We start from the raw sequence: 23,923 nt of genomic DNA, 5'->3' as shown, positions 1-23,923 counted from the left end.
ACGTCCAAAGGCGAGCGCAGCGCTAGGAGGCCGGCGCTCGGGTCCGTGTCACCAGACGCAAAGTAGCCGTGAGTAACCGGCAGCCGCGTGACATAAGGGCCGGTTAGCGAGCAACGCGACATGCGATAACGCGCCCCGCCGTCGCTTTCGGGGCCGCGAGCGCCGGACTCCTCCCCGAACGCCCGGACCGAAACCCGGGGTCGGGCACCGCAGCCGTCACCCGTTGTGGCCTGCGGCAACGCTCTGCTCTGCCCCTGATGACACAAACCCGAGCGCCGGGCCGTGACGGCGCACTCGCCCGCGTCCGTCAGGCAGATCAGGAGGCCGCCGACGCTCTGGCCAAGGCCGCCACGGCGCGGGCGGAGGTCGCCGAGCCGGCCGACAACCTGGTGGCTTACGCGATGCTGCCGGCGGGCCCGCGCTCCATCGCCATCGGATGCGCCGGCGGGAAACAGCGCACCGTTGACCGGACTACCGAAAGACACGCCGTGAAGGAGCGAGTCTTTCGCCGGACGTAGTCGGTAAACGGTGCTTTTCTGGACTTTCCGGCCCGGTCTACGTGCGCGCACGCGCGTAGGTTCGGGTGCTTCTGTGATCTGCAACGCAGCTTGGCCGGGAATATGCAACATCATTTGGCCGCGTACGGTCACGGACAGCAACGGGCGGTCAGCTGATGCCGATGACCAGAGCATCGCGGGCGGCGTCGATGACCTCGGCGGTGATCCGGTCGACGCCGTCGTTGAGTTTCATCACCCGTTCGGCTTGTTCCAGGAGCCGGGTGACCAGCCGGAAGTTGCCTGCAACCGAACGGGGAAGGCCCCTCGGAACGGTGGGGTGAAACACTCGGAAAAGGTGCCGGACATGTATCGAGATGTCCGACACCTTGGTACGAGGAGAGTCATCTGTGCCCCATCCCCCGGGAGCGCGAGACCGCTTCGAAGCGATCTACAACGCGCACTACCCGGCCATCCACCAGCACGCCGCCCGCCGTACGGACTCGCCCGAGGACACGGCGGACGTGATGTCCGAGACGTTCCTCACCGCGTGGCGGCGCATCGCCGACGTGCCCGAGGGCAAGGACGCCCGCCTGTGGCTGTACGGCGTGGCCCGTCGCGTCCTGGCCAACCAGCGGCACGGCCAGTCCCGTAGGGCCGGGCTGGCAGAACGGCTGAAGGACGCGTCGTCCGCCGCGCGGCCGTCCGGGCCGGACGGGCTTGACCATGTGCGGGAGGCGTTCGACGGCCTTCCCGCCCGTGACCGCGACGTGCTCGCATTGGCCTGCTGGGAAGGCCTGACCGGCCCGGAGATCGGCAAAGTGCTCGGCTGCACAGCGACGGCGGCCCGCATCAGGCTGCACCGCGCACGCAAGCGGCTGGCCAAGGCGCTGGGGCTGACGGAAGAAGACCAGGCGATCGTGGAACTGAGAGGAGAGAGCCTGTGAGCAAGATCGACCGGCTGGTGGCCGCCATCGACCCCGCGCCCCACCCGCCAGAACAGGGCCAGGACGCGCGGGAGTTGTTCCACGAGATCGTTGCGACGCCGTCCAAGGCACGTCGCAGGGTGCGCTGGCCGGTGGTGATGCCCCTCGCCGCGATGCTGGCGGCCGCGGCCGTCATGGGGGTGGCGTTCATCCCCACCGACGCACCAAGCGGCATCGCACCGGCCACCGCGCTGGCATTCCAGCGTTCGGGCGACGACTGGATCGTCACCGTCAAGGACCTCTACGCCGACCCTGAGCGCTTCGCATCCGAGTTCAAGGCCCGCGGGCTCGACATCCGCCTGTCGATCGCCGCAGGCTCCCCAAGCATGGTCGGTCATGTCGCGGCCACGGATAATTCGGAGGAACCCGGCATCGAAGAGTCGGTGGAGTGCGAGGCCGGCCGATGCGCGGCCTCGTTCCGCATTCCCGGGGATTTCAAGGGCAGCGCGCAGATCTGATTTGCCCGTCCGGCCCGGCCCGGGGAGCGGTACGAATCGGCCGGTGACGCCGACGCCGCTGGTGAGCTGCTGCATTGCGTGCCGTTCCGCGGCATGACCGTGGACGAGGTACGGGCCGTGCTGGCCGAGCGGGACGGCTCGATCGAGGAGTTCAGGGTCGGCAAGAAGTCGGACCGCGCCCAGCAGGTGCCGGGCAGCTGGTTCGTCAGCGACGCGGTGCCGACAGCCCCTGGGCAGGTGCTCGTCTGGGCGCAGCCGGAAGGGATGAAGTTCACTCCCGAGCTGACCGCGCACGTGAAGAAGAAGATGGCCGGATGCCCGAAAGGCTGACCGAGAAATACCCCGCATGAGTGAGTATGGCGCCGCAGCAGAAGGTGCGGCGCCATACGTACGCCAGCCGCCGGAACGGCACAACCGCGGTCTGGTTCCACTTAACGTGATCTGGCTCAGCGGCCCCGTCACTAGGAGTGACATCCGGCCAAATAATGGTGCAGCTCCCCGGCCAAGGTGCGGTGCAGGTGACAGGTGCTTCCGGCAGCGGCCTTCCCTGCTTCCGGAAGCACCCCCGCTAGCACCCCAAACCACGCCCTGAACAGGCCGGTAGCAGGTAGCAGCCGGACAGTGAACAACCTGGAACCCGGCTCGGGAGGGCGCTTTGCTGCCCCTCCGCCAGGGCCTGCTTCCGCAACCGGCGGCGCGACGTTTACCGGCGGTGGCGAGGTAGCAGGTGAGCCTCCAGGGCGCAGCTGATGAGCTCGCTGCGCGAACGGGCGCCTGTGGCGTCGACCAGGTCGTCGATGACGTTCGTGTCCGCCTCCGTGGCCTGGAAGGACCACAGGCGACGGCGGCCGTCCCGCGCGGCGGCCGCCGTGGTCGACGCGCCATGCCGAGGCGGGAACAGGCTGTCCTCACGTCGCACCGGTCTCGCGTGCCTGCGCGCGACCAGGCCGGGCAGCTCGGCGCGCAAAGCGTCGATGGCCTCGACCACCAGCTGGTAGTTGTCCACGCGACGCGAGCGGCGGCGACGGCTGGCCGCCTGAATGACGGCGAGCAGCAGGTAGACCCCGACCGGGAACGTGTCGGGCGGCCCCTCAGGCACCTGACGACGCTCGGCCACGTGGGCCTGGACCTCCCGCGCCTGTTCGGCTGTCGCGTCAGGAGCGGGCGCAGACGGCGGCGAGGACGGGGCGGCATCGGGGGCGAGGACGGGGCGGTATCGGGGGCGACGGCGTCGGTGTCCTTGCCCGGCTGCTGACGCGCGGGCAGCAGTCCCCCGAGGAGGAAGTCCGCAGGAATTAGCGGTAGCGCACCACGCCGGAGCTCATGCGGTGGTGCCTCCCTTCCGGCGGCGCAGGGGATCGCGGTCGGCGACATGGGCGGCCACGGCGTCGACACTGGGCCGGGCGTAGCGCTCCAGGGAGCGTACGGAGGCGTGTCGGGAGCGGGCCAACAAGGTTGGGGTGTTGGTGCCGTCCTCGGCTTCATGCGTCAGAGCGGAGTGGCGCAGTTGATGCAGCGTCCACCCGCCGCGTGCCTCGAGTTCGGGCCCGCGGGTGCGGCCTTTGAGCAGCCGGGGCAGGAGTTGGGCGGTGCCCGATTGCCAGTGCACCCATTCGATGGTGCCGCCCTTGGAGGTGACGCGGCCGCGTTTGTCGGTCAGCAGCAGGTCCTCAACGTCGAGGCAGAGGATCTCCTCGGTTCGTGCGCACGTCTCGTACAGGGCCTTCCAGAGCGTACGTTCGCGTACGCCGATCTTGAGGTCGAACAGCACGGCGATCTGTGCGCGGGACAGCGCCCGAGTCCGGTCAGGGGGCGCGGGCCGGCGTTCGATGCCGCTGATCGGGTTGCGGGCCAGCCATCCGCGGGCGCGCCACCAGGTGACGGCAGCCTTCATCACCGACAGTTCACGGTTGACGGTATCGGCGTCGACCAGCCGGGCCCGCTGCGCGAACATCTCGGCGAGCACGTCGGCTGGCACCTCATCGAACGAGGCCACCGCCACGGCGGGTGGCTCGGCGCCGCGCCGGTTGCGGCCCAATGGCGGTTGCTGCCCCGTGGCCAGCCAGGCCCAGGTGAGCAGTGAGATCCGGTAGATCCGCTGGGAGGAGGCAGCTATTCCAGCCGAGAGAAGGTATGCCTCCACGGCGGTGCTGTAGTCGGCGGGCGTGCTGCGATCGAGGGCGTGAACGGTCATGCGCTGCTGCTCCCCGTCATGGATGTGGATACGTCCCCGAGGATCCCTTGGCGTAGTGGGTTTCTTCGAGAATCCAGTAGTGCAGGTCCACCAAATCGGGAGGCCACAGCACCACGCCCGCTTGGCCGACGAGTCCATGCGCGTTGGTGCGGGCCAGTTCCTTCAGCCACTTCGCCAGCTTCATCCCGGCGAATTGGCCGGCGACCGCCGCGGTGGTCGCCGCAGTGACGAGGTCTGCCAGCTGCAGGTGCGGAACGTGATGGGAGGGCGCGGTGAGGATGGGCGAGACGACGCGATCGGGTGTGGCGAAGCGAGTGCCGTCCCGGGTCAGGCCGAGGGTGTCGGCCAGCCACTTCACTTCGTCCTTGCGGCCACCGCCCGGCTGATCAGCGATGATGATGCCGACATCATTCCGCTCCCGCAGATGCAATGTGACCCGCTCGTAGAGGTACTTGAGGATCTCGGCCTCGACATCAGCCTTCTCCCACGGCAGGTGGCCGCGATCCCACACCACGACGGCAGACCTGATGCCCTGGTCGATGGCGGCCTGAAGCATCCGCTGGCGCAGTTCAGTGATCAGTTGTCCGCCCGCCGATGCCTGGAATGTGTTCTTGGGAGGCTTCCACTTGATCTCCTCGCCCTCGGGAATCTCCAGCTCCGTGCGGATGCCGTCGAGCGCCGACGCGAACCCCGCGACCGCAGGTTCGGGGACGATCACACCGCCCACCGAGACGAGCTCGCCCATCTGTCCACGGCGGGCTCCTTCTGCCCGCTGTCGTCGATGTAGATCATGTGCACCGTGACGCCTCCAGGACCATTGCCGCAGTAAATGCGGCATTTACTGCGGCAGTCATTCGGTGCGGCAAAGATCTGCCTCGGCGTAGTAGGGCCGCGGTCGGGCTGGGGCGATGGACCACTTCGGGTGTCACTGGGCAAGACCTTCACGGCGATGCTTATGCTCCTTTAACATCTGGGACTCTAAAGTGCTAGCAGGCTAGATATATGGAGGATCCAGGTGATCGAGTTCCATCTGGACGGCAGGTCGGGCGTTTCGCCGTATCTGCAGCTGGTCCAGCAAGTACGGCAGGCGCTGCGGCTCGGCGTGCTGCGCGAGGGTGACCAGCTGCCCACCGTCAAGGAGGTGGTGGCGCACTTGGCGATCAACGCCAACACCGTCCTGAAGGCTTACCGAGAGCTCGAGCACCTGGGCTTGGTGGCCGCCCGGCCGGGGGTGGGGACGTTCGTGACGGCGACGCTCACCGACACCTCGCTGGCCGCGCACGGCCCGCTGCGGATGGAGCTGCAGCGCTGGCTGGCCAAGGCCCGCCGGGCCGGCCTCGACGAGGAAAGCATCGAGGCCCTCTTCATGACCACCTTTCGGACCTTCGCTCAGGAGGACATAGCGTGAACGCGGTCCTGCAGGCCCAGGGACTGGGCAGGAAATACGGCAGACGCTGGGCGCTGCGCGAGTGCACCATCGACATCCCGGCGGGCCACGTCGTCGGGCTCGTGGGCCCCAACGGAGCCGGCAAGACCACGCTCCTGAAACTCGCCAGCGGCCAGCTCCAGCCCTCGGCGGGCGGCATCACCGTGCTCGGCGGCCGGCCCGCCGGCGGTCCGGCGCAGCTGGCCAAGGTCGGCTTCGTGGCCCAGAACACCCCCACCTACGCCGGGCTCAGCATCGCCGATCACCTGCGGCTGGGAGCACGGCTCAACCCCCGCTGGGACGCCCTCATGGCGCGCGAACGAATCGCGAGACTCGGTCTCGATCCCGCCCACCGGGCGGGCAAGCTGTCGGGTGGCCAGCGCGCCCAGCTCGCCCTCACTGTGGGCCTGGCCAAGCGGCCCGAGCTGCTGATCCTGGACGAGCCGGTCGCCTCGCTCGACCCGCTGGCCCGCCGCGAGTTTCTGCAGGGCCTGATGGAGGCGACCGTCGAGCACAAGTTCAGCGTGCTGCTCTCCTCTCACCTGGTCTCCGACCTGGAACGCACGTGCGACTACCTGATCGTGCTCGTCGACTCCCGCGTGCAGGTGGCCGGGGAGACCGACAAGCTGCTGGCCACCCATCACCGGCTCACCGGCCCGCGCCGCGATCCCGACCGGCTCCCTGCCGACCAGCACGTGATCTCCGCCAGCCACACCGACCGGCAGAGCACGTACGTGATCCGCACCGACGCCCCCATCCACGACCCCGCCTGGACGGTCACCCAGCTCAGCCTGGAAGACATCGTCCTGGCCTACATGGACAAGCACGCGACCGAGAACCGGCGAGTCGCCCTGGAAGTGCAGCGATGATCTGGCTGACCTGGCGCCAGCTGCGCGGCTCGGCCGCGATGATGGCCGCCGTACTCGTCATTCTCGCTGTCGCGCTGGCTCTGACCGGCCCGGACCTGGCCGCCAGATACTCCGCTGGGATCGCCGCCTGTACCCCGGCCAACACCTGCGACCGCTTCTACGACCAATTCTTCGGCGGGCACGAGTTCTCCTTCATGGCCGTCAGCCTTGTCGTGCTGCTCCTGCCCGCTCTCGTCGGGCTCTTCTGGGGAGCACCGTTGATCACCCGCGAGCTGGAGGCGGGCACGCACCTGATGGTGTGGAACCAGAGCATCACCCGCGGCCGCTGGCTGGCGGTCAAGCTCGCCCTCACCGGCCTGGTCGCCGTGGCCGCCGCCGGCCTGTGCGGCCTTATGGTGACCTGGTGGTCCGACCCTCTGGACAAAGTAGCCGCTGAAGACTTGGCCCTGATGGCTCCGCTGGTGTTCGGCGCGCGTGGCATCGCCCCGATGGGGTATGCGGCCTTCGCCTTCGTCCTGGGCATCACCGTGGGCATGCTGGTGCGCCGCACGCTGCCCGCCATGGCCCTCACCCTGGCCGCCTTCGCCGCGATCCAGCTCGCCATGCCGCTGCTGGTCCGGCCCCACCTGATGCCCCCGATCACCTCTACCTTCGAGCTCGGCATAACGAACGTGGACGGCCTCAACATCCCCCGGGACGGAGGCGCGCCCCCGCGGCTCTCCCTGAATCCGGCCGTACCCGGCCACCTGGGCTCCTGGATCCTGTCCAACAACCTGCTCGACCCATCCGGACGCCTGATCCCCACCAGCGGCGAGGGAGCCGCCATCAAGGTCTCCACGACATCGGGCCCCTGCGCACCGCCAGCTGGCCCCGGGGACGGCTGCCTAGTCGAGATCAACCGGCTCGGCTACCGGCAGCAGGCGACCTACCAGCCCCTTGAGCGCTTCTGGCCCTTCCAGTGGATCGAGACCGGGATCTACTCCCTGCTCACCCTCAGCCTGACATGGTTGTCCTTCTGGTGGATCCGCAGGCGCCTGTCATGACCGTCATCAGGACCGCGACCGCCGGGCTCGCCCTCCTCCTGGCAGCGGCCTGCACAGCCCCGGCGCCGCCGCGCAGCCAGACGAACGCGGCAGCCGGCACGGTCTGCGCAGCGCCCCAGGCACCTCCCGGGGCGGAGACGGCCACCACGATCGACGTCATCGAGCAGGCCTACTTCTGCATCCTCGGCAACTACTACAGCGGCGCTACGCTGGACGCCCGCTCGCTGCTGGGCGCCGGATTCATCGCCCTGACCCAAGAGCTCAACCGCAATGGACGCGATCTGCCCGAGGCCGCCATGCCGGCGCTGACCGGTGACCGCAAAGCCGACTGGACCGCATTCGAGGCCGTCTATCGCAAGATCACCGATCGGGTCCCCGGCCTGCGCGACAAGCTGGCCGTCGTCACCCTCGAGGCCATCGTGGCCGGCCTCGGCGACAATCACGCCCACTGGGCGCACGACCTAGGGGGGCGGCACCCCGACTCCTACGACGGCGACGGCTACGGCCTGGGTCTCCAGGCGAACGTCAACGGCCCGCAGATGGAGGGCAACCCCGGCGTCGCGCTGGCCCCGCTGTTCGTCACCGAAGTGCAGGGCGGCGCGGCGCAGGCCGCCGGCCTGCGCCCGGGCGACATCATCGAATCGATCAACGGCTCGGCGCCCTTCATCGAGGGGAAGGCCACGCCCGCGATCGAGGCCCTCAACCTGCAATATCCGCAGGCGCGTCCGGTCCGGCTGCGGCTCCTTCGGCAGAGCACCGGCCGCCGCTGGAGCGTGACGCTCAAGCCCGGCCTCTACCAGCGGGATCTGACCACCCTGCAAGTGGTGCAGTCGAAGCTGCTGGACGACAACATCGCCTATGTGCGGCTGCGCGGGTTCGCTCCCGACTCCGCGACCAGGGTGTTCAAGGCGATCTCCAGGCTGCGCACCGGCCGGGCCCTCACCGGCGTCGTGCTGGACCTGCGCGGCAACGGCGGCGGCAGCCCCAGGGAGGCGATCCGGCTGGTGAGCGCGTTCGCCCACGGCAAGGTCACCGCCTACCAGTGCACGGTGGAGGGCAGGTGCGAGACTTCGTGGACCGACGACACCGTCGAGCTGCTCAACCTGCCGCTGATGGTGCTCACCGACCGCAGCTGCGCCTCGGCGTGCGAGCACTTCAGCTCCGCGGTCAAGGACCTGGGGATCGGCCGGCTGGTCGGCACCAGGACCGCCGGCGTCATCTCCGGCCCGGCGCAGTCGTACCTGCTCGGCAACAACACCACGCTGGGCTTCCCCGCCAGGCACCACCTGGGGCCCAACCGCGAGGTGATCGACCGGATCGGCGTGCCGCCCGACCACCACGTGCCCCTGACCCCGAAGGACGCGGCCGCCGGGCGCGACCCCGCCCTGGCCAAGGCCCTGACCCTGCTGCACCAGTGAGGACCGCTCGATGAGACACCTCCTGGCCGTCGCCGCGGGACTGGCCGTCCTGGCCGCATCGGCCTGCTCCGCACCCGCGCCGCCCCGCTCCGCCGCCCCGTCGCCCACGCCGACCAGGCCGGCCACCCTGCCGGCCCCCACCGGCGACCAGCCGGTGGGAACCACCGCCCTGTATCTGAAGGACGCCTCCCGCCCCGATCCGTGGAACCTCGACGTCGACGCCAGGGAGCTCAAGGTCACCCTGTGGTATCCGACCAAGCAGCGGGACGGGCAGCGGGCGCCGTACATGACGCCGAGGGAATCGGAGCTCACCCTGAAGAGCTTGGGGATCACGGGCGTGCCGGACGACACGCTGAGCAAGACGCGCACGAACGCCATCAAAGACGCCGAACCCGCGGGACGGAAGCTTCCGCTGGTGGTGCTGTCCCCCGGCTTCACCAAGCCGATGAGCACACTCACGTCCCTGGCCGAGGACCTGGCCAGCCGCGGGTACGTCGTGGCCGGCATCGACCACACCTACGAAAGCTACGCCACCACCCTGTCCGACGGCCGGGTCGCCGAATGCCTCGCCTGCGACAGTGACGCCGACCCGGGCTTCGGCACGGGAGTGGTTCAGGGCCGGGCGGCCGACGTCTCCTTCGTGCTCGACCAGTTGCCATCGCAGTGGGACGGTTCCGACCGGATCGACCGCTCCAGGATCGCGATGGCCGGCCAGTCGATCGGCGGGGCCGGCGCCATGGCGGCCATGGTGAAGGACTCCCGGGTGCGCGCCGGGATCGACATGGACGGCACCACCTACGCCCGCATCCCCAAGAGCGGATTCTCTCGGCCGTTCATGTTCCTGGGCTCGCCGCAGCACATCCCCGGAGGCCGAGACACCTCCTGGGACCGCGACTGGAAGCTGCTGACCGGGTGGAAGCGCTGGATCGTGCTGTCGGGCGCCGAACACCAGTCCTTCACCGACGGCCCGCTGCTGGCGGGCGCCCTCGGCATCAAGCCCACGTACGGGATTCTGCCCGCGGCGCGCGCCGCCGAGCTCACCCGCACCTACGTGGCAGCCTTCCTCGACCAGCACCTGAAATCCCAACGGCAACCCCTCATGGACAAGCCGTCATCACGCTACCCCGAGGTCAAATTCTGCCCCGAGGCCTGCGGTCGGTCATGAATCCCCGCGCGTCGTGGAGCAACCGGGTGAGGCCCACCGCAACCCCGCCCTGCAGCGCCGACGACCGACGCCCCGACGACCTCGGACATTCATACGACGATGGAGATCGACATGGATGGCATCCCCGGTCAGAGGCGCTCGCGCAGGAACATCATGGCGGCCGTCGCCCTAGCCGCAGTCGCACTGGCCGCCGCGGCCTGCGGAGGTGACGAGGAACCCGGCCGGACCGAGGCGTCCAGGGCGTCACAGGGCGATGCAGTGGCCTTCGCCAAGTGCCGCCGCTTGGCATGGCTGAACTCATCGAGCACTGGACTGTGCTGGGCGATGAGATCGGGCTGGTCAGTGCGAAGCAGGAGGGCACTCGTCTGGCCTTCGCGCTGTTGCTGAAGTACTTCACGCAGCACGGCCGGTTCCCGCGTGGGCGGGCGGGAGGTCCACCGGGCCGGCCGCCGCTCTGAGCGCGAGGGCGGCTGACCCGCTGCCGGGTGCGGGTCGTGTCCGGATCATCGTTGCAGTCTGCCTTGTTCCCAGGACTGCGGAGGTAGGGCTGGCCCCACCTGCTTTGGTGGCAATTGTCCACCTGCCCCGTAGGCGCAGGCCCATGGAGGTTCTGCTCCTCGGCCATCAGGCTGGCCACGCCGCCGAACCGGGCGGTCCCGAGGCCATCGACGAGGGGGCGTTTTGATCGAAGTGAGAGGCCTGACCATGCGGTACGGCCGCGCGGTCGCCGTGGACGATCTGAGTTTCACCGTGAGACCGGGCCTGGTGACCGGATTCCTGGGGCCGAACGGCGCGGGGAAGTCCACGACCATGCGGGCGGTGCTCGGGCTGGAGGTTCCCGCCGCAGGCGAGACGCTGGTGGACGGGCGTTCGTATGTGTCGTTGCGCAGTCCGTTGCGCACCATGGGGGCGCTGCTCGATGCCGGGGCGGTGCACGGCGGTCGGACCGCCCGCGACCACCTGCGCTGCCTGGCCCGCAGCAACGGCATCGGCATGGCCCGGGTGGCCGCGGTCCTGGAACAGGTCGGCCTGACCGGCGTCGCGGACCGGCGGATCAAGGGGTTCTCCCTGGGGATGAGGCAGCGGCTGGGCATTGCGGCGGCGCTGCTCGGCGATCCGGCGGTGCTGGTGCTGGACGAGCCGCTGAACGGCCTGGACCCGGAGGGCATCCGCTGGCTCCGAGGATTGCTGCGCTCGCTCGCCGGCGAAGGCCGCACGGTGCTGCTGTCCAGCCATCTGATGAACGAGCTGGCAGTGACGGCGGACCACGTCGTCGTCATCGGGCGGGGCCGGCTGATCGCCGACACCACCATGGACGACCTGGCGGGGCACTTCCAGGGGGACGTGCTGGTGCGCACGTCCCGTCCTGAACGGCTCACCGCCGTGATGCGCACGCAGGGGGCGACGGTGACCACCGAGGACGACGGCGCCCTGTCCGTGCGCGGCCTGGGCGCGGCCCGGATCGGTGAGCTGGCGCTGGCGGCGGGGATCGCGCTGGTGGAGCTGTCGCCGCGCGGCGCGTCCCTGGAGGAGGCGTTCATACGGCTCACCGGCGACAGCACGGAGTACACGACGGTGAGCGAGGACAGGACCGACTACACGACCGTCACCGGCGAGGGCTCGGGGCGCGCCCCAGTACGGCGGGCCGCGCGATGATCGACGTGATCGCCTCCGAGTGGCTGAAGTTCCGCTCTCTGCGTTCGAACCTCTACCTGCTGGCCTGCTCGGCGTCGGCCATCGGAGCCTGCGCCGCGATAGCTTTCATGATCGGCCGCGGCTTCGACCGCCAGCCCCTGGACCAGCGACTGGCCTTCCCCACCAACGGGGACGGCATCGGCAACGGGATCGCCCTCGCCTACTTCGTCCTCGCCGTCCTGGGTGCCCTGACAATCACCTCGGAGCACAGCACCGGGACGATCCAGGCGAGCCTGGTGGCCGTGCCGCGCCGGCAGGTACTGCTGCTGGCCAAGATTCCGGCCCTGGCGGCGGTGGCGCTGGTGGCGGGCCAGGTGCTGGCGTTCGCCATGCACGCGGCCTCCATGGCGGTGCTCGGCGATCGGGCCGGGCAGATCCTGCGTGTCGGGGTGACGCTGGGCACGCCGCTGTCTGAGCCGGGGGTGCTCGCCTCGGTGATCGTCGCCGGGCTGTCGATGGCCGCGGTCGCGCTGATCGGGCTCGGCGTCGGTGCCGTCGTCCGCTCCACGCCCGGCGCGCTGGTCGCCCTGGCCGTGATCATCGTGGTGCTGCCGGTGGTGGCCAGGACGCTGCCCATGCCGCTGCGCGCGCAGGCGGGTTCGTTCATGATCGAAAACCTGCCGTTCCAGATCGCGGGGACCGGCGGCGGGATCCTGCCCGCCGCCGTGGCGGCGGGGCTACTCGTCGGGTACGTGGCCGTCGCGTTGACGGCGGGCGCCACCGTGATGGCGCCCGCCGGGCGCCGGATCAGGGTGGCGGCGATCGGCGTGGCCACGGTCGTCCTGCTCCCGGCTGTGACAGGCCTGCCGGACACGGGCGCGGGCCCGTCGACACCGGCCTGGGCGGACTGCGCCGACAAGCGGCTGGCCGAAGAGCTGCGTTGCGCATCCGTCACCGTCCCGCTGGACTGGGCGAAGCCGTCAGGACGGCGGATCGAGCTGACCGTCGGCCTGCTGCCCGCCACCGGCGCCCAGCGGCGGATCGGTGCCGTGTTCGCGATCCCCGGCGGACCGGGGGCCTCGGGTGTGGCGGAGCTGAGCGAGAACGCGGGCAGCTTCGCCGAGCTGCGCGACCGGTTCGACGTGGTCAGCGTCGAGCCTCGCAACACCATCGACAAGGGCGTGCTGCCCTACGACTGCCTCGTCTCCGGCCCCTGGATCACCTGGCCCGACACCCGCGCGGAGTACGCGGAGCTGGGCAGGCGCAACCGGGCGGCGGCCGAGCGCTGCCGTGCCGCCGACCCCGACTTCTTTGACCACATGGACTCGGCCTCCGTGGCACGCGACATGGAGGCCGTCCGCGCCGCCCTCGGCGAGGACCAGTTGAGCTTCATCGCCAACTCCTACGGCGGTATCCCCGCGATCGCCTACTCCCGGCTGTTCCCCGGCCGGGTGCGCGCGATGGTGTTCGACGGCACGGCCAATCCGTATATGTCCCGGGCGCAGACCAGGCTTCCACACGAGGAGTCGTTCGCCCGTTTCGCCGCCTGGTGCACGGCGAGCACTGCCTGCGCGCTGCACGGCCAGGACGTCGGCGAGGTCTGGCGGTCGCTGGTGGCGCGGGCCGACCGCGTCCCGGTGCCCGTCGAGGGCGAGCCGCCGCAGGCCGCCTACAGCGGCTTCGACCTCAAGGAGGCGGCCGCTCCCAGCATCGTCTCCCCAGGCCCCGCGCCCGGCTACCCCCGGTGGACAGAGCTCGCCGAGGCGATCAAGCGGGCCGCCGGCGGGGACGCCTCGGGCTTCGCCGACTACGTCCGGCAGAGCACGAAGAGCCCGAAGGTCCCCTCGTTCACCGGGATGAACATGACCCAATGCCTCGACGGCCTAGGTTTCCGCGACTACGCGGAGTACCGGGCCTCGCGCCGCGAGGGCGAGCGCCTGCTGCCGAACCTGGCCGGAACCGAGCTGTGGCACCCGCTCGCCTGCGTCGGCTGGCCGGCCCCCGCGACCAACCCACCCGCGCCGCTGCCTTCCACAGGCCTGCCGCCTTACCTGGGCGTCGGCTCCTGGACGGACTTCGAGGCCACCGCGGACCTCGTACGGCGGGTGCCCGGATCGGGGACGGTCGAGTACCAGGACCACGGTCACGGCCTCTACAACGCCGGCAAATCCTGCATCATCGCCCACGTCAACCGCTATCTGATCAGCCTGCGCCTACCTGCGGCGGGCACCGTATGCGGCCCGCAGGGAGTACAGCCGGCCACGTGAGCCGCAGGCCACCTCGATCGGCTCCGGGTGGGTGTCGTACCAGGCGCCGGTCACGCCGGGCATCCTCACGGGGCCGCCGCCGCAGCGCGCGCAGGAGAAGGAGATCTCGTCCACGTACAGGCGGTGCGGGCCGGGGCCGGACACTCGCCTCCGGCCAGCGCCTCCAACTCGGCGAGGTATCCAATTGCGGTCATGCTGGATCTGGCCGCCGAGGCCGAACTCCTCCTCGCCCAGGGCAGCATCGAACAAGCCTGCGCCCCATGGGGCCGGGCGATGGACCACATGGACGGCGTCGCCTCCGCCCGCACCCGCAGGACCATCACCCATGCGGCGCGACCTGTCCCGCTTCGCGCCCGCGGCCTGCGCTGCGCCCAGCAGCTCGACGAGCGCGCCATCAATCTCCTGCACGCCTGACACGCCACGCGGAAGGCATCGATCGAACCCCCGCGCTCGTCTCCTGGGTGCCGCCAGACGCAGGCGCACCGTGACATTCACGGCCGGGCCCCCATGACGGACGTCTACGGCATACTCCGGCTCGCCCCGCCGGCAGCACGATGGCCCGTCGTCGGTCGCGGGGCCATCTCACCCTGCCCGTGCCTCCTTCAACGGCACGAAGCGATGGCTGCTCAGGGAGTCGGTCCCAGCTGGCGCAGTTGCGCGGGCCGCAGTGGCCGCCATCCGCTGGTGTCGAGCTTGGCCGGCTCCGCCTCTACGTCGACGTTGATGACGCCGAGGAAGTTGATGTTGTCGCTGTGGCCGGGCGAGATGTGCGACCACCGAGTTGGTCAGCACGGTCAGGCACCACGCCTGTTCGGCCTGCTGCTCCAGATGCGGGCGGGTGATCGTGCCCTGCTGGGCGTGATGCAGGTCGCGGCGCAGCGCGTGCAGGCTCTCCCCCTTGTTCGGCTGCCGCGAGATCTTCCCCCTGAAGGCCGGATCCGACAGCTATTCGGCCAGGTGGACAGTCCTTCTGAGCATGCCCCACTCCTTCAGCGCGGCAGCCAGGGTGTTCTGCCGGGAGGCCGCCGACCACTTGCCTACGATCAGCGAGGCGGTGGCCTGCCCGTACTTCAACGCCCCGGCCATCCGCAGCAGATCCGGCCAGCAGGCGGCCACCAAGTCCTCGTTCCAGCGCGCGCCCAGCAGCGGCCCGGCGTGCGGGTAGCGCTTGGCGATCTCGGTCGGGGTCTCATCGCGCACGAGGGTGACCCGGGTCAGGTCCCGCAGGCGCGGCGTCAGCGCCTTGCCGACCAGGTCGAACAGGGCAAAGTTGATCAACGTGGCACCGTGCGTATCCGTTGTCGCGTTCGGATGCCGCACCACGAGATCGACACTGACATCTGGAGGGTTGAGCGCGAGGAGGGAGATCACGAAGGTGCCGGCGATCTCCTCCCGGAGGGGCAGGCACGAAGAGAGTCCTCCGGCCCCGGCCAGGTCCGGCAGTGGCACCTGCCCGACGGCAAGGAGGCCCCCGCTCTCGCCGCTCCGGGAGTGTACGAGGTCGGCTTCAGCCAGGACGGCTCCTTCCTGGCCACGGGCGGCAGGCATGAGCTCCTGGTCTGGAGTCTGAACCAGATGGTGGATCCACTGTTCCGGCGCCCGCTCGGCGGCGAGCTCGCCTTCGACATCAAGATCGACCCGGCCGCCTGCCACGTCCGCTACCTGGCGGGGGCACTCACGGGCTCGAGTTCTTCGGGGATGACCACGGTCCGCACGCTTCGGCTCACTGCCCTCTCCGACGGCGGCCGGGGAGACGACCGCGCCACCATGGCGACGTTCGGTTCGGACGGCCACCGGCTTGCCATCACGTACGGTGACCGCGTAGAGCTACGCGACGGCAGCAGCGGGCCCGCCACCACTGCACTGTCCGGTAACCGCCTCAGAAGTGCCGGCGGGATGCCTGGTGGTCGCCGCCTTCCGGCGCGACGGCCGGGTCCTGGCCTACAGCGACATCTTGCAGACACCGCCGTTCAGGGCATGGCTTGGGGATCTCGACGGCCGACGCCTCAGTGCCACCTCCCCGCCCCTCCAAGACGGAAAGAGCCTCGCATTCGCCGGCGACAGCATCCTGATCGGCGGAAATCCCATCCTCGGCAACGATGCCTCCCACCTCAGCAAGACCATCGTCTGGGATCCGATCAAAGGCGGCATCTCCGCGACCGTGCCCTTCATCAGCGGCCGCCTCGCCGTCGACCCCACCGAGCGGCTACTGGTCAGCTCGCAGGGGCACGTCGCCGATCTCACCGCGGCAGGGCCGACCCGCCGCGCGGGCAGGATCGGCGCGTCCGGGCGCTGGCCTTCAGCGCCGACGGCGCTACCTCGCCGTCGGCACGGGGAGCGGGCAGACCGCCCTCTGGGACGGCAACGTACGACGCCACCTCGGCACCCTCACGTCCACCACCTCGGCCGCGAACGTCACCGCCCTGACCTTCTCCCCGGATGCGCGCGTGCTCGCCGTCGGGATGGCCAACGGCGCGATTCTGCTGTGGGACACCGAAACACGGCAACCCATGGGGCACCCGTTCTCACTGCCGGCGATCTCGTGTTGGCCATCAGCCTGGACGGCGACGTCCTCTACGTCGCCGGCGATCACCTCCCCTACCAGCGCTTCGACCTCATGCCGGAGGACTGGGCCGCCCACTTCCCGGGCTACCCCTTCCAGCCCACCTGCGGCCGTGACGCGCGGTGAGGCTGATCGGCAGCAAGGTGTGTTCGCGCAGTGGGAGGGCCGGCCCGGGCGGACCGCGGACGCCTCCCAAGGACGCGGGTGAACGCTGTCGTCGGCGACGCCGGCCGGGGCCGGCCGGCGTCGCCTGGTACGTCAGGTCACGGTGAAGCGGATGGGGCCCGCCAGAACCGTGTAGCCGTCGTTGTGGAGGTAGTACGCCGCGTACGCGCCCGGGCCGGGGAGTCTGTCGGTCGGCATCACGAGCGTGCCGGTCGCGCCGGGGGTGTAGCGCCAGTCGATGGACTCGCCGTCCTTGGGGGCCTTGGTGGCCGGGTAGAGGCCGATCCAGTTCTTGTCGCTGACCGTGGCGGGCAGCGTGGAGTAGGTGAAGGTCAGGCTCGTGCCCTTGGGGACCGACGTCGCGCCCAGGGTGACCTTGCCGTCGGGGGCCGCCGCCGCGGCGGGCGGCGCGGCGGTGAGCGGGGCGTCGTCCGGTTGCAGGTTGTAGTAGGCCGCCAGGCGGCCCACGATCGTGTCGGCGTACGGGGCCAGCCGGGCGAAGTTGCCCACCAGCGCAGCCCTGGCCGCCTTGTTGAGTGCGGCGAAGTCCTTCGTCGCGCCGGTCAGGTGCGGCTGGAGCTTGGTGATGAGCGCGTAGTCGCTGGCGATGCCGAGCGACCCCATCTCCTGGGCCAGTGACGGTGTGCTCACACCGGTGTCCAGCACCCGGCTGACGAACGTGACCCGGTGCATGATCCGCCAGCACGGCGGCTTGGTCTCGGCCTGCTGGGCCCGCTTGAGCGCCAGCGCGTTCGGGTCGGTGCCCCGGTCCAGCCACTCGGGGTCGATCACCTTGCCGTAGAAGTCCTCGAAGTTGTCGGTGGTGGTGTCCAGGTAGAGCGTCATGAACCGGTAGGCGTCGACCCGGCCGGGCACCAGGATCGGCTTGCCCGCCGCGTCGAACTGCGGCTTGTCGCCGACGAACTTCTGCAGCTCGGCGCCGGGCCCGCAGCTCACATCGAGGCTGAACGTGCGGGTGGCCTGTTTGGACTTCTTGCGGGTGACGCTGTACCCGGCGCTCATGGACGCCTCCAGGCCGAACTTGTGGCCGAAGTCCATGACGTCGAAGCTGATGGCGTAGTTGCCGCCGAAGGTGGACTTGAAGGAGAACGCCCCCGAGGTGGTCTCGGTGACCTGGTCGGTCGTGGCCGTCGTCTCGGCGAAGAAGCCGCCTGCGGCGGTCCACACGTAGGTGTTGACGATGTTGCGGCGCGAGGCTGATCTGGTGGCCGCGCGTTTGGCCTCGGGGTCGCCGCCGGAACCGGCCTCGGTGGTGGCGCCGGTGCCGCCCGTCATCCCGTTCAGCACCTTGGCCGCCTGGCCGTGGGTGGGGTCCCAGGTGTGGGTCTGGATGGACACCGAGTCGTAGAACCCCTGCAACTGCTGCTGCTCGCGCTGGATGCGCTTCTTGATCCGGTAGGCCTCGGCGGGTCGGTAGTAGCTGTACTCGCCGCTCACCCCGTCGGCGGCGTTGGGGAAGTGCGGGTCGGGGAACGGACGCAGGCCGGGGACCTGGCCGTACTCGTGGAAACCGACGATCCCGTCCAGGGTGCCCTGTTTGGTGTAGCGGGGGTTGATCGGGAACGGGATCAGGTTCCAGTCGCGGGGGATGTCGGGGCTGGGCAGCATCCGGTAGGCGACGACGGCGCCGGTGTGCGTCAAGCGCAATGCGTACATGTCGGCGGTCTCGGACTGCACGACGGCGAAGCCGGTGTTGGCGGGCACCCAGCGGCGTCCGACGGTGGGGTTGACGTGCTTGGTGCCGTCGGCGTCCTCCCAGCCGCCGGCGAGGGTGACCTTGCTGGTGCGGGTGGTGTTGGCGCCCTGGGACACCTCCGTGGTGTCGCTCCAGCTGTTGGAGAAGTCGAGGGACAGGTAGAAGCCCCACTCCTGCTTGACCGCGCTCATCGGCTTGGCGGTGCCGGCGCCCAGCGGCGCGAGGACGGCCCAGACCTCGTCGCCGAACGCCTGGTCGAAGGCGATCTTCATCGCGCTGTCGACGCTGACGTCCCGCTGGGAGGACAAGGTGTTGACGACGTTGTCGGCCTGCACGAAGGCGACCGACGAGGTGCCCGCGTAGTCCTTCTTCTCGTCGATCATGTTCTCCGACGGGATCGGCGGCGCGCCCTCGATATAGCCGATGAGCTGGGGGTCGAACTGCACCTGGCCGACCCAGGTGGTGGCCAGTTCGCCGACCTTGAAACCGGTGCTCAGCGCCCACGACTTGTCGTCCTGGAGGTAGCCGTAGGCCCGCTTGAGCACCCCGATGATCGAGTCGTCCGGGAGCCGCTGCACGTCGCCGTACTCGGTGGCGGCCGGGGTGGTCGCGATCGTGCCGTGGAAGGAGGTCTTGATGCCGGTCAGCGCCGAGCGGATCCGGGCGGCGTCGGTGGAGATCGGCGCCGTGGACAGTACGATCTTCGGACCGGGCGCCGACTGAGTCAGGTGCTGGCCGCTCAGCCCTGCGTCCTTGACCAGCGCCCCGGCCACCGTGTCGTCGGCCTCGAACGGGTAGTAGGCGAGCAGGTGCTGCCGGTCTCCCTTGACGCGGCCGAACATGTTGTCCAGGATCTGCTCCTGCGTACGGGCGGTCCGCCAGACCCGGATCTCGTCCAGGTCGCCGGTGAACCCCTCGCCCACCACCGAGCGTGGCGCGGCGGACCGGGCAACGGCCGCCTGCGTCGCCGGCTCCGTCGCCACGGGGCTGCCGTTGCGGTACAGGGTGAACCTGTTGCCCGCCGGGTCGGGGGTGCGCACCCGGGTCACGGCGCGCAGCGTGGCGGGATAGGAGCCGCACATGTCCTGAGTGGTGGAGCCCTTGGACTCCGGGAACCTCCACCAGGCGACCAGCCCCTGCGCTTTGGGACTGATGGACACGCCGATCTGGTCGGCGTCCCTGGCCACGTTCCAGATCCTCACCTCCGACAGGATGCCCTTCAGGCCGGACACGGTCTTGCCCTCGACCATGCGGCCCAGCTCGGCGGGCGCGTCGTTGCCCACGGGCTTGGCGCCCTTGTAGCGGTGCGTCCCGGCGTCGGCGCCATCGACGTAGAAGCGGATCTCCACGCCCGTCTCGATGCCGGTCGGGTTCCTGCGCACGACGGCCACCCTGTGGAATCTGCCAGTTGTGAGGGCCATGGTGGATTTGTGCACGACGGGGGCGGCCGTACCGGATCCGGCCTCGAAGGCGAAGACAAGGCGGTTGTCGTTGTCGACGTACAGGCAGTAGGGCACGGCCGTCTGACCGCCGTCGCCGAGCACGCCCTTGCCGACGAGCCCGTGCCGGCCGCTGGACTCGATCTGGACGAACGCCTCGATGGTCAGGTTCTCCACGATGTCCAGGCCGCCGGGGCCGCCGGCGTCCAGGTAGCCGACGCCGTCCATCCGCATCGCCCAGTCCTGGGTGAACGCGACGGCCAGGTGGGCCCAGTCCCCCGGCGGGAACAGGTCGACGGTGCGCACGCTCTGCTCGTTGACGGTCGCGTCGATCTGGTAGGCGAAGGAGCCGTCGCTCTTCAAGAGCTGCGTCAGGCTCAGCGCGTACCGGGTGGGGCCGGTGTCGGTGGCCAGGATCAGGGCGCCGTTGTTGACCACGGTCGGCCTGATCCACGCCTCCATCGTCAGGTCGCCGGAGGCGGCCAGGGCCGCGATGTTGGCGGTGTCCGCCAGGTGCAGACGGTTCTTGGCGTCGCGGTCGAAGGAGAACGCCCGGCCGGGGGAGTCGCCGTGCCAGCGCGGGCCGAGCGGCTGGCTGACGTCGGCGGCGGTCCCGGCGGGGACCGGCCCGGTGGCGCTCTGGGCGTGCGCGCTGACGATCAGCGAACCCGAGGCCACCGACACGCCGGGGGCGCTGCAGGTGGCCTTGGTGTAGTCGTAGGCGGGGGTGCGCACCTTGGCGCCCGTGCCGGCGGTCAGGCCGCCGCTGGTCAGCGTGATCTGCGCCGAGCCGGCCGGGGTCGCCTCGGCCGTCCGGCTGTCGGCGCCGACCGTCACAGCCGAGCCGGCGGTCAGCGCGGTCGCCAGCGGCTCTATCAGCGTCACCACCTTGTCCTGGAGCGACAGCACCGTGCCCAGCTCGGCTCCCTTGGCGGTGCCGTTCAGCACCGAGGCCAGCTGGTCGGCCCGGTCGGGCACCGAGGGGAACGTCTCCTTGGTCGTGCCGCGGCTGACCTCGACCGTGCACAGGCCCGCCCCGGTGGCGGTCACCTTGACCGCGAAGTCGGCCGAGCGCAGGGCCATGTCGCGGGCCGACAGCCGCAACGTGCCGTCGGCGACGGTGAACTGCTTGACGGCAGGGGCGATCGTGGCGGCGTAGTAGGTGGCGAAATACTGGCCGGCGCCGCCGCGGAAGTACAGCGCCACCTCGCCGGTCGAGCTGTCCAGCAGCGCGGGGGCGTTGCCCGTCCAGGCGAAGGACAGCAGCGCGCCGAGTGTGGTGAGCCCGGCACGGTCGGTGTGCAGCGTGGGCATCGGCAGCACCGCCTCGGCCGCGCCCGCCTGCGCGCCGGTCAGCGTGGCCAGGGTGTTGAGCGCGGCGTCCAGGGCCGCCTTGTCGGCGCCGAGCCGCTGGGAGGCCTCCAACTGCTGCAGGTACCTCTGCGCCAGCGGCACCGCCTCGGCCATGATCTCGGCCTCCCGCTGCCGCTCCGCGTTCCTGGCCGGTCCGACGATGGTCCTGTTGAGGGTGTACAGGCTGAAGATGCCGCCCCTGGTCAACTCCTCCTCAAGCTGCTTCAGCCGGGCCACGCTGCTCGGCATCCAGTCGGTGAGCTGCTGGTCGGTATAGAGCTTGCCGCGCGCGACGGTCACCGCCTCCTCCGCCTGACGGAGTCGCTCGGTGTCCTTGGTCGGGTCGGGTGTGCCGATCCAGGCCAGGTCGACGACGCCGGGCAGCCTGGCCAGCCGGCCGTCCTTGGAGACGACGAAGTCCAGGGTGGCGACGTAGGAGCGATCGGCCGGTTCGCCCTTGGGCGGCGGCCCGGAGGTGGCGAAGGCCAGCATCACGCGCGCCTGCCTGCGTTCGGGCACCGGCGCCTGGCCGTAGCCCGTCACCGAGGACTGCTGCTGGTAGTACAGCGTCGCGGTCAGGCCCGCGACAGCCTTTCGGCCGGTGACGGTGAACGACTGGCGGGTGATGCCGGGGCCGTCGTAGACGGGGGCATCGGAGTCGGTCCACACGGGGCCGGGGTCGAAGCGGCCGGAGAACTTGTTGGCGCTCCGGTCACGGACCTCCACGCCGGCGCCCTCGTCGAGGGGGAAGTAGGCGTACAGGCCGGTCTCGCCGCCCGACAGGCGCTGGCCCCGGGTGGCGAAGTCGGCGCGCGCGATCGTCCAGACCCGCACCTCGTCGATCTGGCCGGTGAACACGTCGGCGGAGGTCTGACCAGGGCCGCGCCCGCCGACCACGATCCGGGCGCTGACATCGACCTGCTCGGACGTGGTGAGCGAGCCCGCCGCCGCGCCGTTCACATACAGCCGCAGCGCCGCTCCGTCGAAGACGGCCGCCACGTGCGCCCAGACCCCCATCGGCGCCACCGTCGTCGAGGTCAGGGTCTGCGTGCCGTGGCCGAACCGCAGTTTGCCGTCGGCCTGGAGGCTCACGTGCACAGGGCTGTCCATGCTGGTGCGCTGGGTGCGTCCGATGATCAGCCCGGTCCCGGTGGCGGCGGCGGGCTTGATCCAGGCCTCCAGCGTGTACGGCCCCGCCGGCGCGGCCGTGACGTCCACGCCCGCGATCACCGGAGCGCCCGTGCCGTCGAAGCGCAACGCTGTTCCGGCCCGGTCTTGCGGCGGTTTGACAGGAACCAGCAGCTTGCGGGTGTGCGAGTCGATCCCAGGGGACCGTTCCAGCACCGAGGCGGCGTACTTGGGGTCGGGGCTGGTCCACAGTTGGGTTCCGGCGGGGTTGAACAGCCCGTCGGGGGTCTGCTCCAGGTTGTGGCCGTGCACGGTGCCGGAGGCGTCGGCGGTGAAGATCTGCCAGCGGGTATGCCCGGTGACGGCCGTGGGCAGCGTCAGCGCGGTGAACAGGCCGCCGGTGAGCCGTCCGGCGAACGACAGTTTCATGGTCGGCTCGTAGAACAGCCGGCCCTCCATGTCCCGGGTGCCCAGCGTGTCACCGCCGGAGGCGGGCAGGATCCGGCTGCGGCTGCGCTGGTAGCGGACGTCCACCACCGGCTTGAGCTCGGCGCCCACCAGGACGAAGCGGTCGCACAGCAGCGCGGCGTCGGCCTTGGCCGCCTTGCCTCCGGCGGCGTCGCCGGTCAGCCGCCCGGTGGTCGTCTCATAGACCGAGCCGGCCGCGCCCGCCGCCACCGATTGGCGGAACACCAGCAGGTAGCGGCCGTCGGAAACCACCTGGATGGGGAACTCGGAGGTCAGCCGGGCGGTCGTGGACAGGAACGGGTCCTCCTCGCCGGGCAGCAGCTTCTCCGAGGGCGGCACCTCTGCCGAGCCCAGCTTCTTGACGACCGGCATGACCGCCACCTGGGGCGTCTCGGGGCCCACGTCGACGATCTCGGTGGGGAACACCAGCACGGCCGGGTCGGCGTTCCAGTAGGCCGCGTCGAGTGCGCCGCGCGCCCGGTCGGCCTGGTCCAGGCTGAGCACGCTGTAGTAGACGCGGCGGTCGGCGCCGAGGGCGAAGCCGACCACGGTGCCGTTGTGCCGGACCATTGTCGTGGAGGTGTACTCGCGGTCCTTGTAGACCTTGATCAGGTTCTTGTCGTGCACGAAGTGAGCTCCTTGCCGATCAGTCCGCATCCAGGCGCTGGATGGGTTCGTCGTTGCTGTCGGTGTTCTCGGTGCGCATCGCCTTTTCGAGCGGCGGGCGCTGGCACGCTGTGGACGACCTGGTCGGCCTCGTTGCAGTCGACGCTGCGGGCTCCGGCGCAGGTGACGGCGCCGGTCAGGTTCTCCGACGGCCCTGGGGGCGCGCCGGCCTCGATCCTGCCGCCAGGTTTGACCGTCGGCATCGCGGCCGCGCCCGCGATCCCGTGACCGACCCCGGTGACCTTCCGCTTGAACGTCGGCTCGGCGGGGCCGTCGGCCGTGTACGCCGCGTCCGGCTCCCCCTTGGCCGCGTCCAGGACGCTGTAGGCGATCCGCCGGCTCGCGTCCATCGCCGGCGTCACATGCGTGTACGCGAGGTCCCCGTGGACGTTGATCAGTGCATCCCCGGCCCCCATCGCCCCCCTCCCCCGCCCGCTTCGCCGTCGAAGCCCTCTCGACGATGAGCCCG

General features: G+C 70.3%; 20 protein-coding genes and 1 pseudogene. 14 read left to right on the top strand and 7 right to left on the bottom strand.

The window, feature by feature from the left end:
* The first annotated feature begins 257 nt into the window (after positions 1-257).
* Positions 258-518, top strand: a complete 261-nt coding sequence (locus tag AB0J71_RS46370; RefSeq protein ID WP_364393509.1) for a hypothetical protein — start codon at positions 258-260, stop codon at positions 516-518.
* A 148-nt stretch (positions 519-666) separates the two neighbouring features.
* On the opposite strand, the gene AB0J71_RS46365 is transcribed toward AB0J71_RS46370, so the two are convergent.
* The gene (locus AB0J71_RS46365) at positions 667-843 is read right to left on the bottom strand and encodes a hypothetical protein (protein ID WP_352326686.1); all 177 of its coding nucleotides are present in this window, start codon (positions 841-843) and stop codon (positions 667-669) included.
* A 61-nt stretch (positions 844-904) separates the two neighbouring features.
* Here AB0J71_RS46365 and AB0J71_RS46360 point away from each other — a divergent pair, with 61 nt between their 5' ends.
* The 3 genes from AB0J71_RS46360 (at position 905) to AB0J71_RS46350 (ending at position 2,268) form a co-directional block, all read left to right on the top strand.
* On the top strand, positions 905-1,441 hold the full coding sequence (locus AB0J71_RS46360; protein ID WP_352326688.1) for an RNA polymerase sigma factor: 537 nt from the start codon (positions 905-907) through the stop codon (positions 1,439-1,441).
* Positions 1,438-1,938 (top strand): hypothetical protein, encoded by a 501-nt coding sequence (locus AB0J71_RS46355; RefSeq protein ID WP_364420612.1) that lies wholly within the window; start codon positions 1,438-1,440, stop codon positions 1,936-1,938. Before AB0J71_RS46360 ends, AB0J71_RS46355 begins: the two co-directional genes overlap by 4 nt.
* A gap of 93 nt (positions 1,939-2,031) precedes the next feature.
* Positions 2,032-2,268, top strand: coding sequence for a hypothetical protein (locus tag AB0J71_RS46350; protein ID WP_364420610.1), 237 nt, complete (start codon positions 2,032-2,034; stop codon positions 2,266-2,268).
* 373 nt (positions 2,269-2,641) lie between these two features.
* Here AB0J71_RS46350 and AB0J71_RS46345 read toward each other — a convergent pair whose 3' ends face one another.
* The 3 genes from AB0J71_RS46345 to AB0J71_RS46335 form a co-directional block, all read right to left on the bottom strand.
* Positions 2,642-3,037, bottom strand: a complete 396-nt coding sequence (locus tag AB0J71_RS46345; protein ID WP_364420608.1) for a hypothetical protein — start codon at positions 3,035-3,037, stop codon at positions 2,642-2,644.
* A gap of 222 nt (positions 3,038-3,259) precedes the next feature.
* Positions 3,260-4,132 (bottom strand): site-specific recombinase, encoded by an 873-nt coding sequence (locus AB0J71_RS46340; protein WP_364420606.1) that lies wholly within the window; start codon positions 4,130-4,132, stop codon positions 3,260-3,262.
* A 16-nt stretch (positions 4,133-4,148) separates the two neighbouring features.
* Positions 4,149-4,877: a DUF3800 domain-containing protein gene (locus tag AB0J71_RS46335; protein WP_364420604.1), complete on the bottom strand. Its 729-nt coding sequence runs from the start codon at positions 4,875-4,877 to the stop codon at positions 4,149-4,151.
* Positions 4,878-5,147: 270 nt separating this feature from the next.
* Between AB0J71_RS46335 and AB0J71_RS46330 the strand changes: the two genes are divergently transcribed.
* The 9 genes from AB0J71_RS46330 to AB0J71_RS46290 all read left to right on the top strand — a co-directional run bounded on the left by AB0J71_RS46330 (position 5,148) and on the right by AB0J71_RS46290 (position 14,369).
* Positions 5,148-5,540, top strand: coding sequence for a GntR family transcriptional regulator (locus tag AB0J71_RS46330; RefSeq protein ID WP_352326697.1), 393 nt, complete (start codon positions 5,148-5,150; stop codon positions 5,538-5,540).
* Complete coding sequence (locus AB0J71_RS46325; protein WP_364420602.1) at positions 5,537-6,427, top strand: ABC transporter ATP-binding protein; 891 nt, start codon at positions 5,537-5,539, stop codon at positions 6,425-6,427. The genes AB0J71_RS46330 and AB0J71_RS46325 overlap by 4 nt, the downstream gene beginning before the upstream one ends.
* Entirely contained in the window at positions 6,424-7,470 is a 1,047-nt protein-coding gene (locus tag AB0J71_RS46320; RefSeq protein ID WP_364420598.1) for an ABC transporter permease, read from the top strand. Before AB0J71_RS46325 ends, AB0J71_RS46320 begins: the two co-directional genes overlap by 4 nt.
* Positions 7,467-8,888 (top strand): S41 family peptidase, encoded by a 1,422-nt coding sequence (locus tag AB0J71_RS46315; RefSeq protein WP_364420596.1) that lies wholly within the window; start codon positions 7,467-7,469, stop codon positions 8,886-8,888. The genes AB0J71_RS46320 and AB0J71_RS46315 overlap by 4 nt, the downstream gene beginning before the upstream one ends.
* Before the next feature lie 10 nt (positions 8,889-8,898).
* Positions 8,899-10,053 carry an alpha/beta hydrolase gene (locus AB0J71_RS46310; protein ID WP_364420594.1) on the top strand — a complete coding sequence of 385 codons (1,155 nt, stop codon included), beginning with the start codon at positions 8,899-8,901 and terminating at the stop codon, positions 10,051-10,053.
* 287 nt (positions 10,054-10,340) lie between these two features.
* On the top strand, positions 10,341-10,511 hold the full coding sequence (locus AB0J71_RS46305) for a hypothetical protein (RefSeq protein WP_352326706.1): 171 nt from the start codon (positions 10,341-10,343) through the stop codon (positions 10,509-10,511).
* 223 nt (positions 10,512-10,734) lie between these two features.
* A complete protein-coding gene (locus AB0J71_RS46300) occupies positions 10,735-11,709 on the top strand; it encodes an ATP-binding cassette domain-containing protein (protein WP_364420592.1) in 975 nt (324 codons plus the stop codon).
* Entirely contained in the window at positions 11,706-13,955 is a 2,250-nt protein-coding gene (locus AB0J71_RS46295; RefSeq protein WP_364420590.1) for an alpha/beta fold hydrolase, read from the top strand. Before AB0J71_RS46300 ends, AB0J71_RS46295 begins: the two co-directional genes overlap by 4 nt.
* A gap of 192 nt (positions 13,956-14,147) precedes the next feature.
* Positions 14,148-14,369 (top strand): hypothetical protein, encoded by a 222-nt coding sequence (locus tag AB0J71_RS46290; protein ID WP_364420588.1) that lies wholly within the window; start codon positions 14,148-14,150, stop codon positions 14,367-14,369.
* A 168-nt stretch (positions 14,370-14,537) separates the two neighbouring features.
* Here the strand turns inward: AB0J71_RS46290 and AB0J71_RS46285 are convergent.
* Positions 14,538-15,503, bottom strand: a pseudogene (locus AB0J71_RS46285) (Tn3 family transposase).
* 551 nt (positions 15,504-16,054) lie between these two features.
* Between AB0J71_RS46285 and AB0J71_RS46280 the strand changes: the two are divergent.
* A complete protein-coding gene (locus AB0J71_RS46280) occupies positions 16,055-16,726 on the top strand; it encodes a hypothetical protein (RefSeq protein ID WP_364420586.1) in 672 nt (223 codons plus the stop codon).
* A 50-nt stretch (positions 16,727-16,776) separates the two neighbouring features.
* Here the strand turns inward: AB0J71_RS46280 and AB0J71_RS46275 are convergent, their stop codons facing one another.
* Both AB0J71_RS46275 and AB0J71_RS46270 read right to left on the bottom strand, forming a co-directional pair.
* Positions 16,777-23,415: a LamG-like jellyroll fold domain-containing protein gene (locus AB0J71_RS46275; protein ID WP_364420584.1), complete on the bottom strand. Its 6,639-nt coding sequence runs from the start codon at positions 23,413-23,415 to the stop codon at positions 16,777-16,779.
* Positions 23,397-23,870: a hypothetical protein gene (locus AB0J71_RS46270; RefSeq protein ID WP_364420582.1), complete on the bottom strand. Its 474-nt coding sequence runs from the start codon at positions 23,868-23,870 to the stop codon at positions 23,397-23,399. The genes AB0J71_RS46275 and AB0J71_RS46270 overlap by 19 nt, the downstream gene beginning before the upstream one ends.
* Between the last annotated feature and the right edge of the window lie 53 nt (positions 23,871-23,923).

Source organism: Nonomuraea sp. NPDC049637 (assembly GCF_040675235.1).
In the GTDB taxonomy this organism is placed as follows: Bacteria; Actinomycetota; Actinomycetes; order Streptosporangiales; family Streptosporangiaceae; genus Nonomuraea.
The sequence above is the reverse complement of the archived record's forward strand: the minus strand, read 5'-3'. Positions and strand labels throughout refer to the sequence as shown.

What these genes read in the sequence shown, in the direction of transcription:
- AB0J71_RS46370 (WP_364393509.1), top strand. Translation starts at nt 258, where the DNA reads ATGACACAAACCCGAGCGCCGGGCCGTGACGGCGCACTCGCCCGCGTC.
- AB0J71_RS46350 (WP_364420610.1), top strand. Translation starts at nt 2,032, where the DNA reads ATGACCGTGGACGAGGTACGGGCCGTGCTGGCCGAGCGGGACGGCTCG.
- AB0J71_RS46340 (WP_364420606.1), bottom strand. Translation starts at nt 4,132, where the DNA reads ATGACCGTTCACGCCCTCGATCGCAGCACGCCCGCCGACTACAGCACC.
- AB0J71_RS46335 (WP_364420604.1), bottom strand. Translation starts at nt 4,877, where the DNA reads ATGGGCGAGCTCGTCTCGGTGGGCGGTGTGATCGTCCCCGAACCTGCG.
- AB0J71_RS46320 (WP_364420598.1), top strand. Translation starts at nt 6,424, where the DNA reads ATGATCTGGCTGACCTGGCGCCAGCTGCGCGGCTCGGCCGCGATGATG.
- AB0J71_RS46315 (WP_364420596.1), top strand. Translation starts at nt 7,467, where the DNA reads ATGACCGTCATCAGGACCGCGACCGCCGGGCTCGCCCTCCTCCTGGCA.
- AB0J71_RS46310 (WP_364420594.1), top strand. Translation starts at nt 8,899, where the DNA reads ATGAGACACCTCCTGGCCGTCGCCGCGGGACTGGCCGTCCTGGCCGCA.
- AB0J71_RS46305 (WP_352326706.1), top strand. Translation starts at nt 10,341, where the DNA reads ATGGCTGAACTCATCGAGCACTGGACTGTGCTGGGCGATGAGATCGGG.
- AB0J71_RS46295 (WP_364420590.1), top strand. Translation starts at nt 11,706, where the DNA reads ATGATCGACGTGATCGCCTCCGAGTGGCTGAAGTTCCGCTCTCTGCGT.
- AB0J71_RS46290 (WP_364420588.1), top strand. Translation starts at nt 14,148, where the DNA reads ATGCTGGATCTGGCCGCCGAGGCCGAACTCCTCCTCGCCCAGGGCAGC.
- AB0J71_RS46280 (WP_364420586.1), top strand. Translation starts at nt 16,055, where the DNA reads ATGCCTCCCACCTCAGCAAGACCATCGTCTGGGATCCGATCAAAGGCG.
- AB0J71_RS46270 (WP_364420582.1), bottom strand. Translation starts at nt 23,870, where the DNA reads ATGGGGGCCGGGGATGCACTGATCAACGTCCACGGGGACCTCGCGTAC.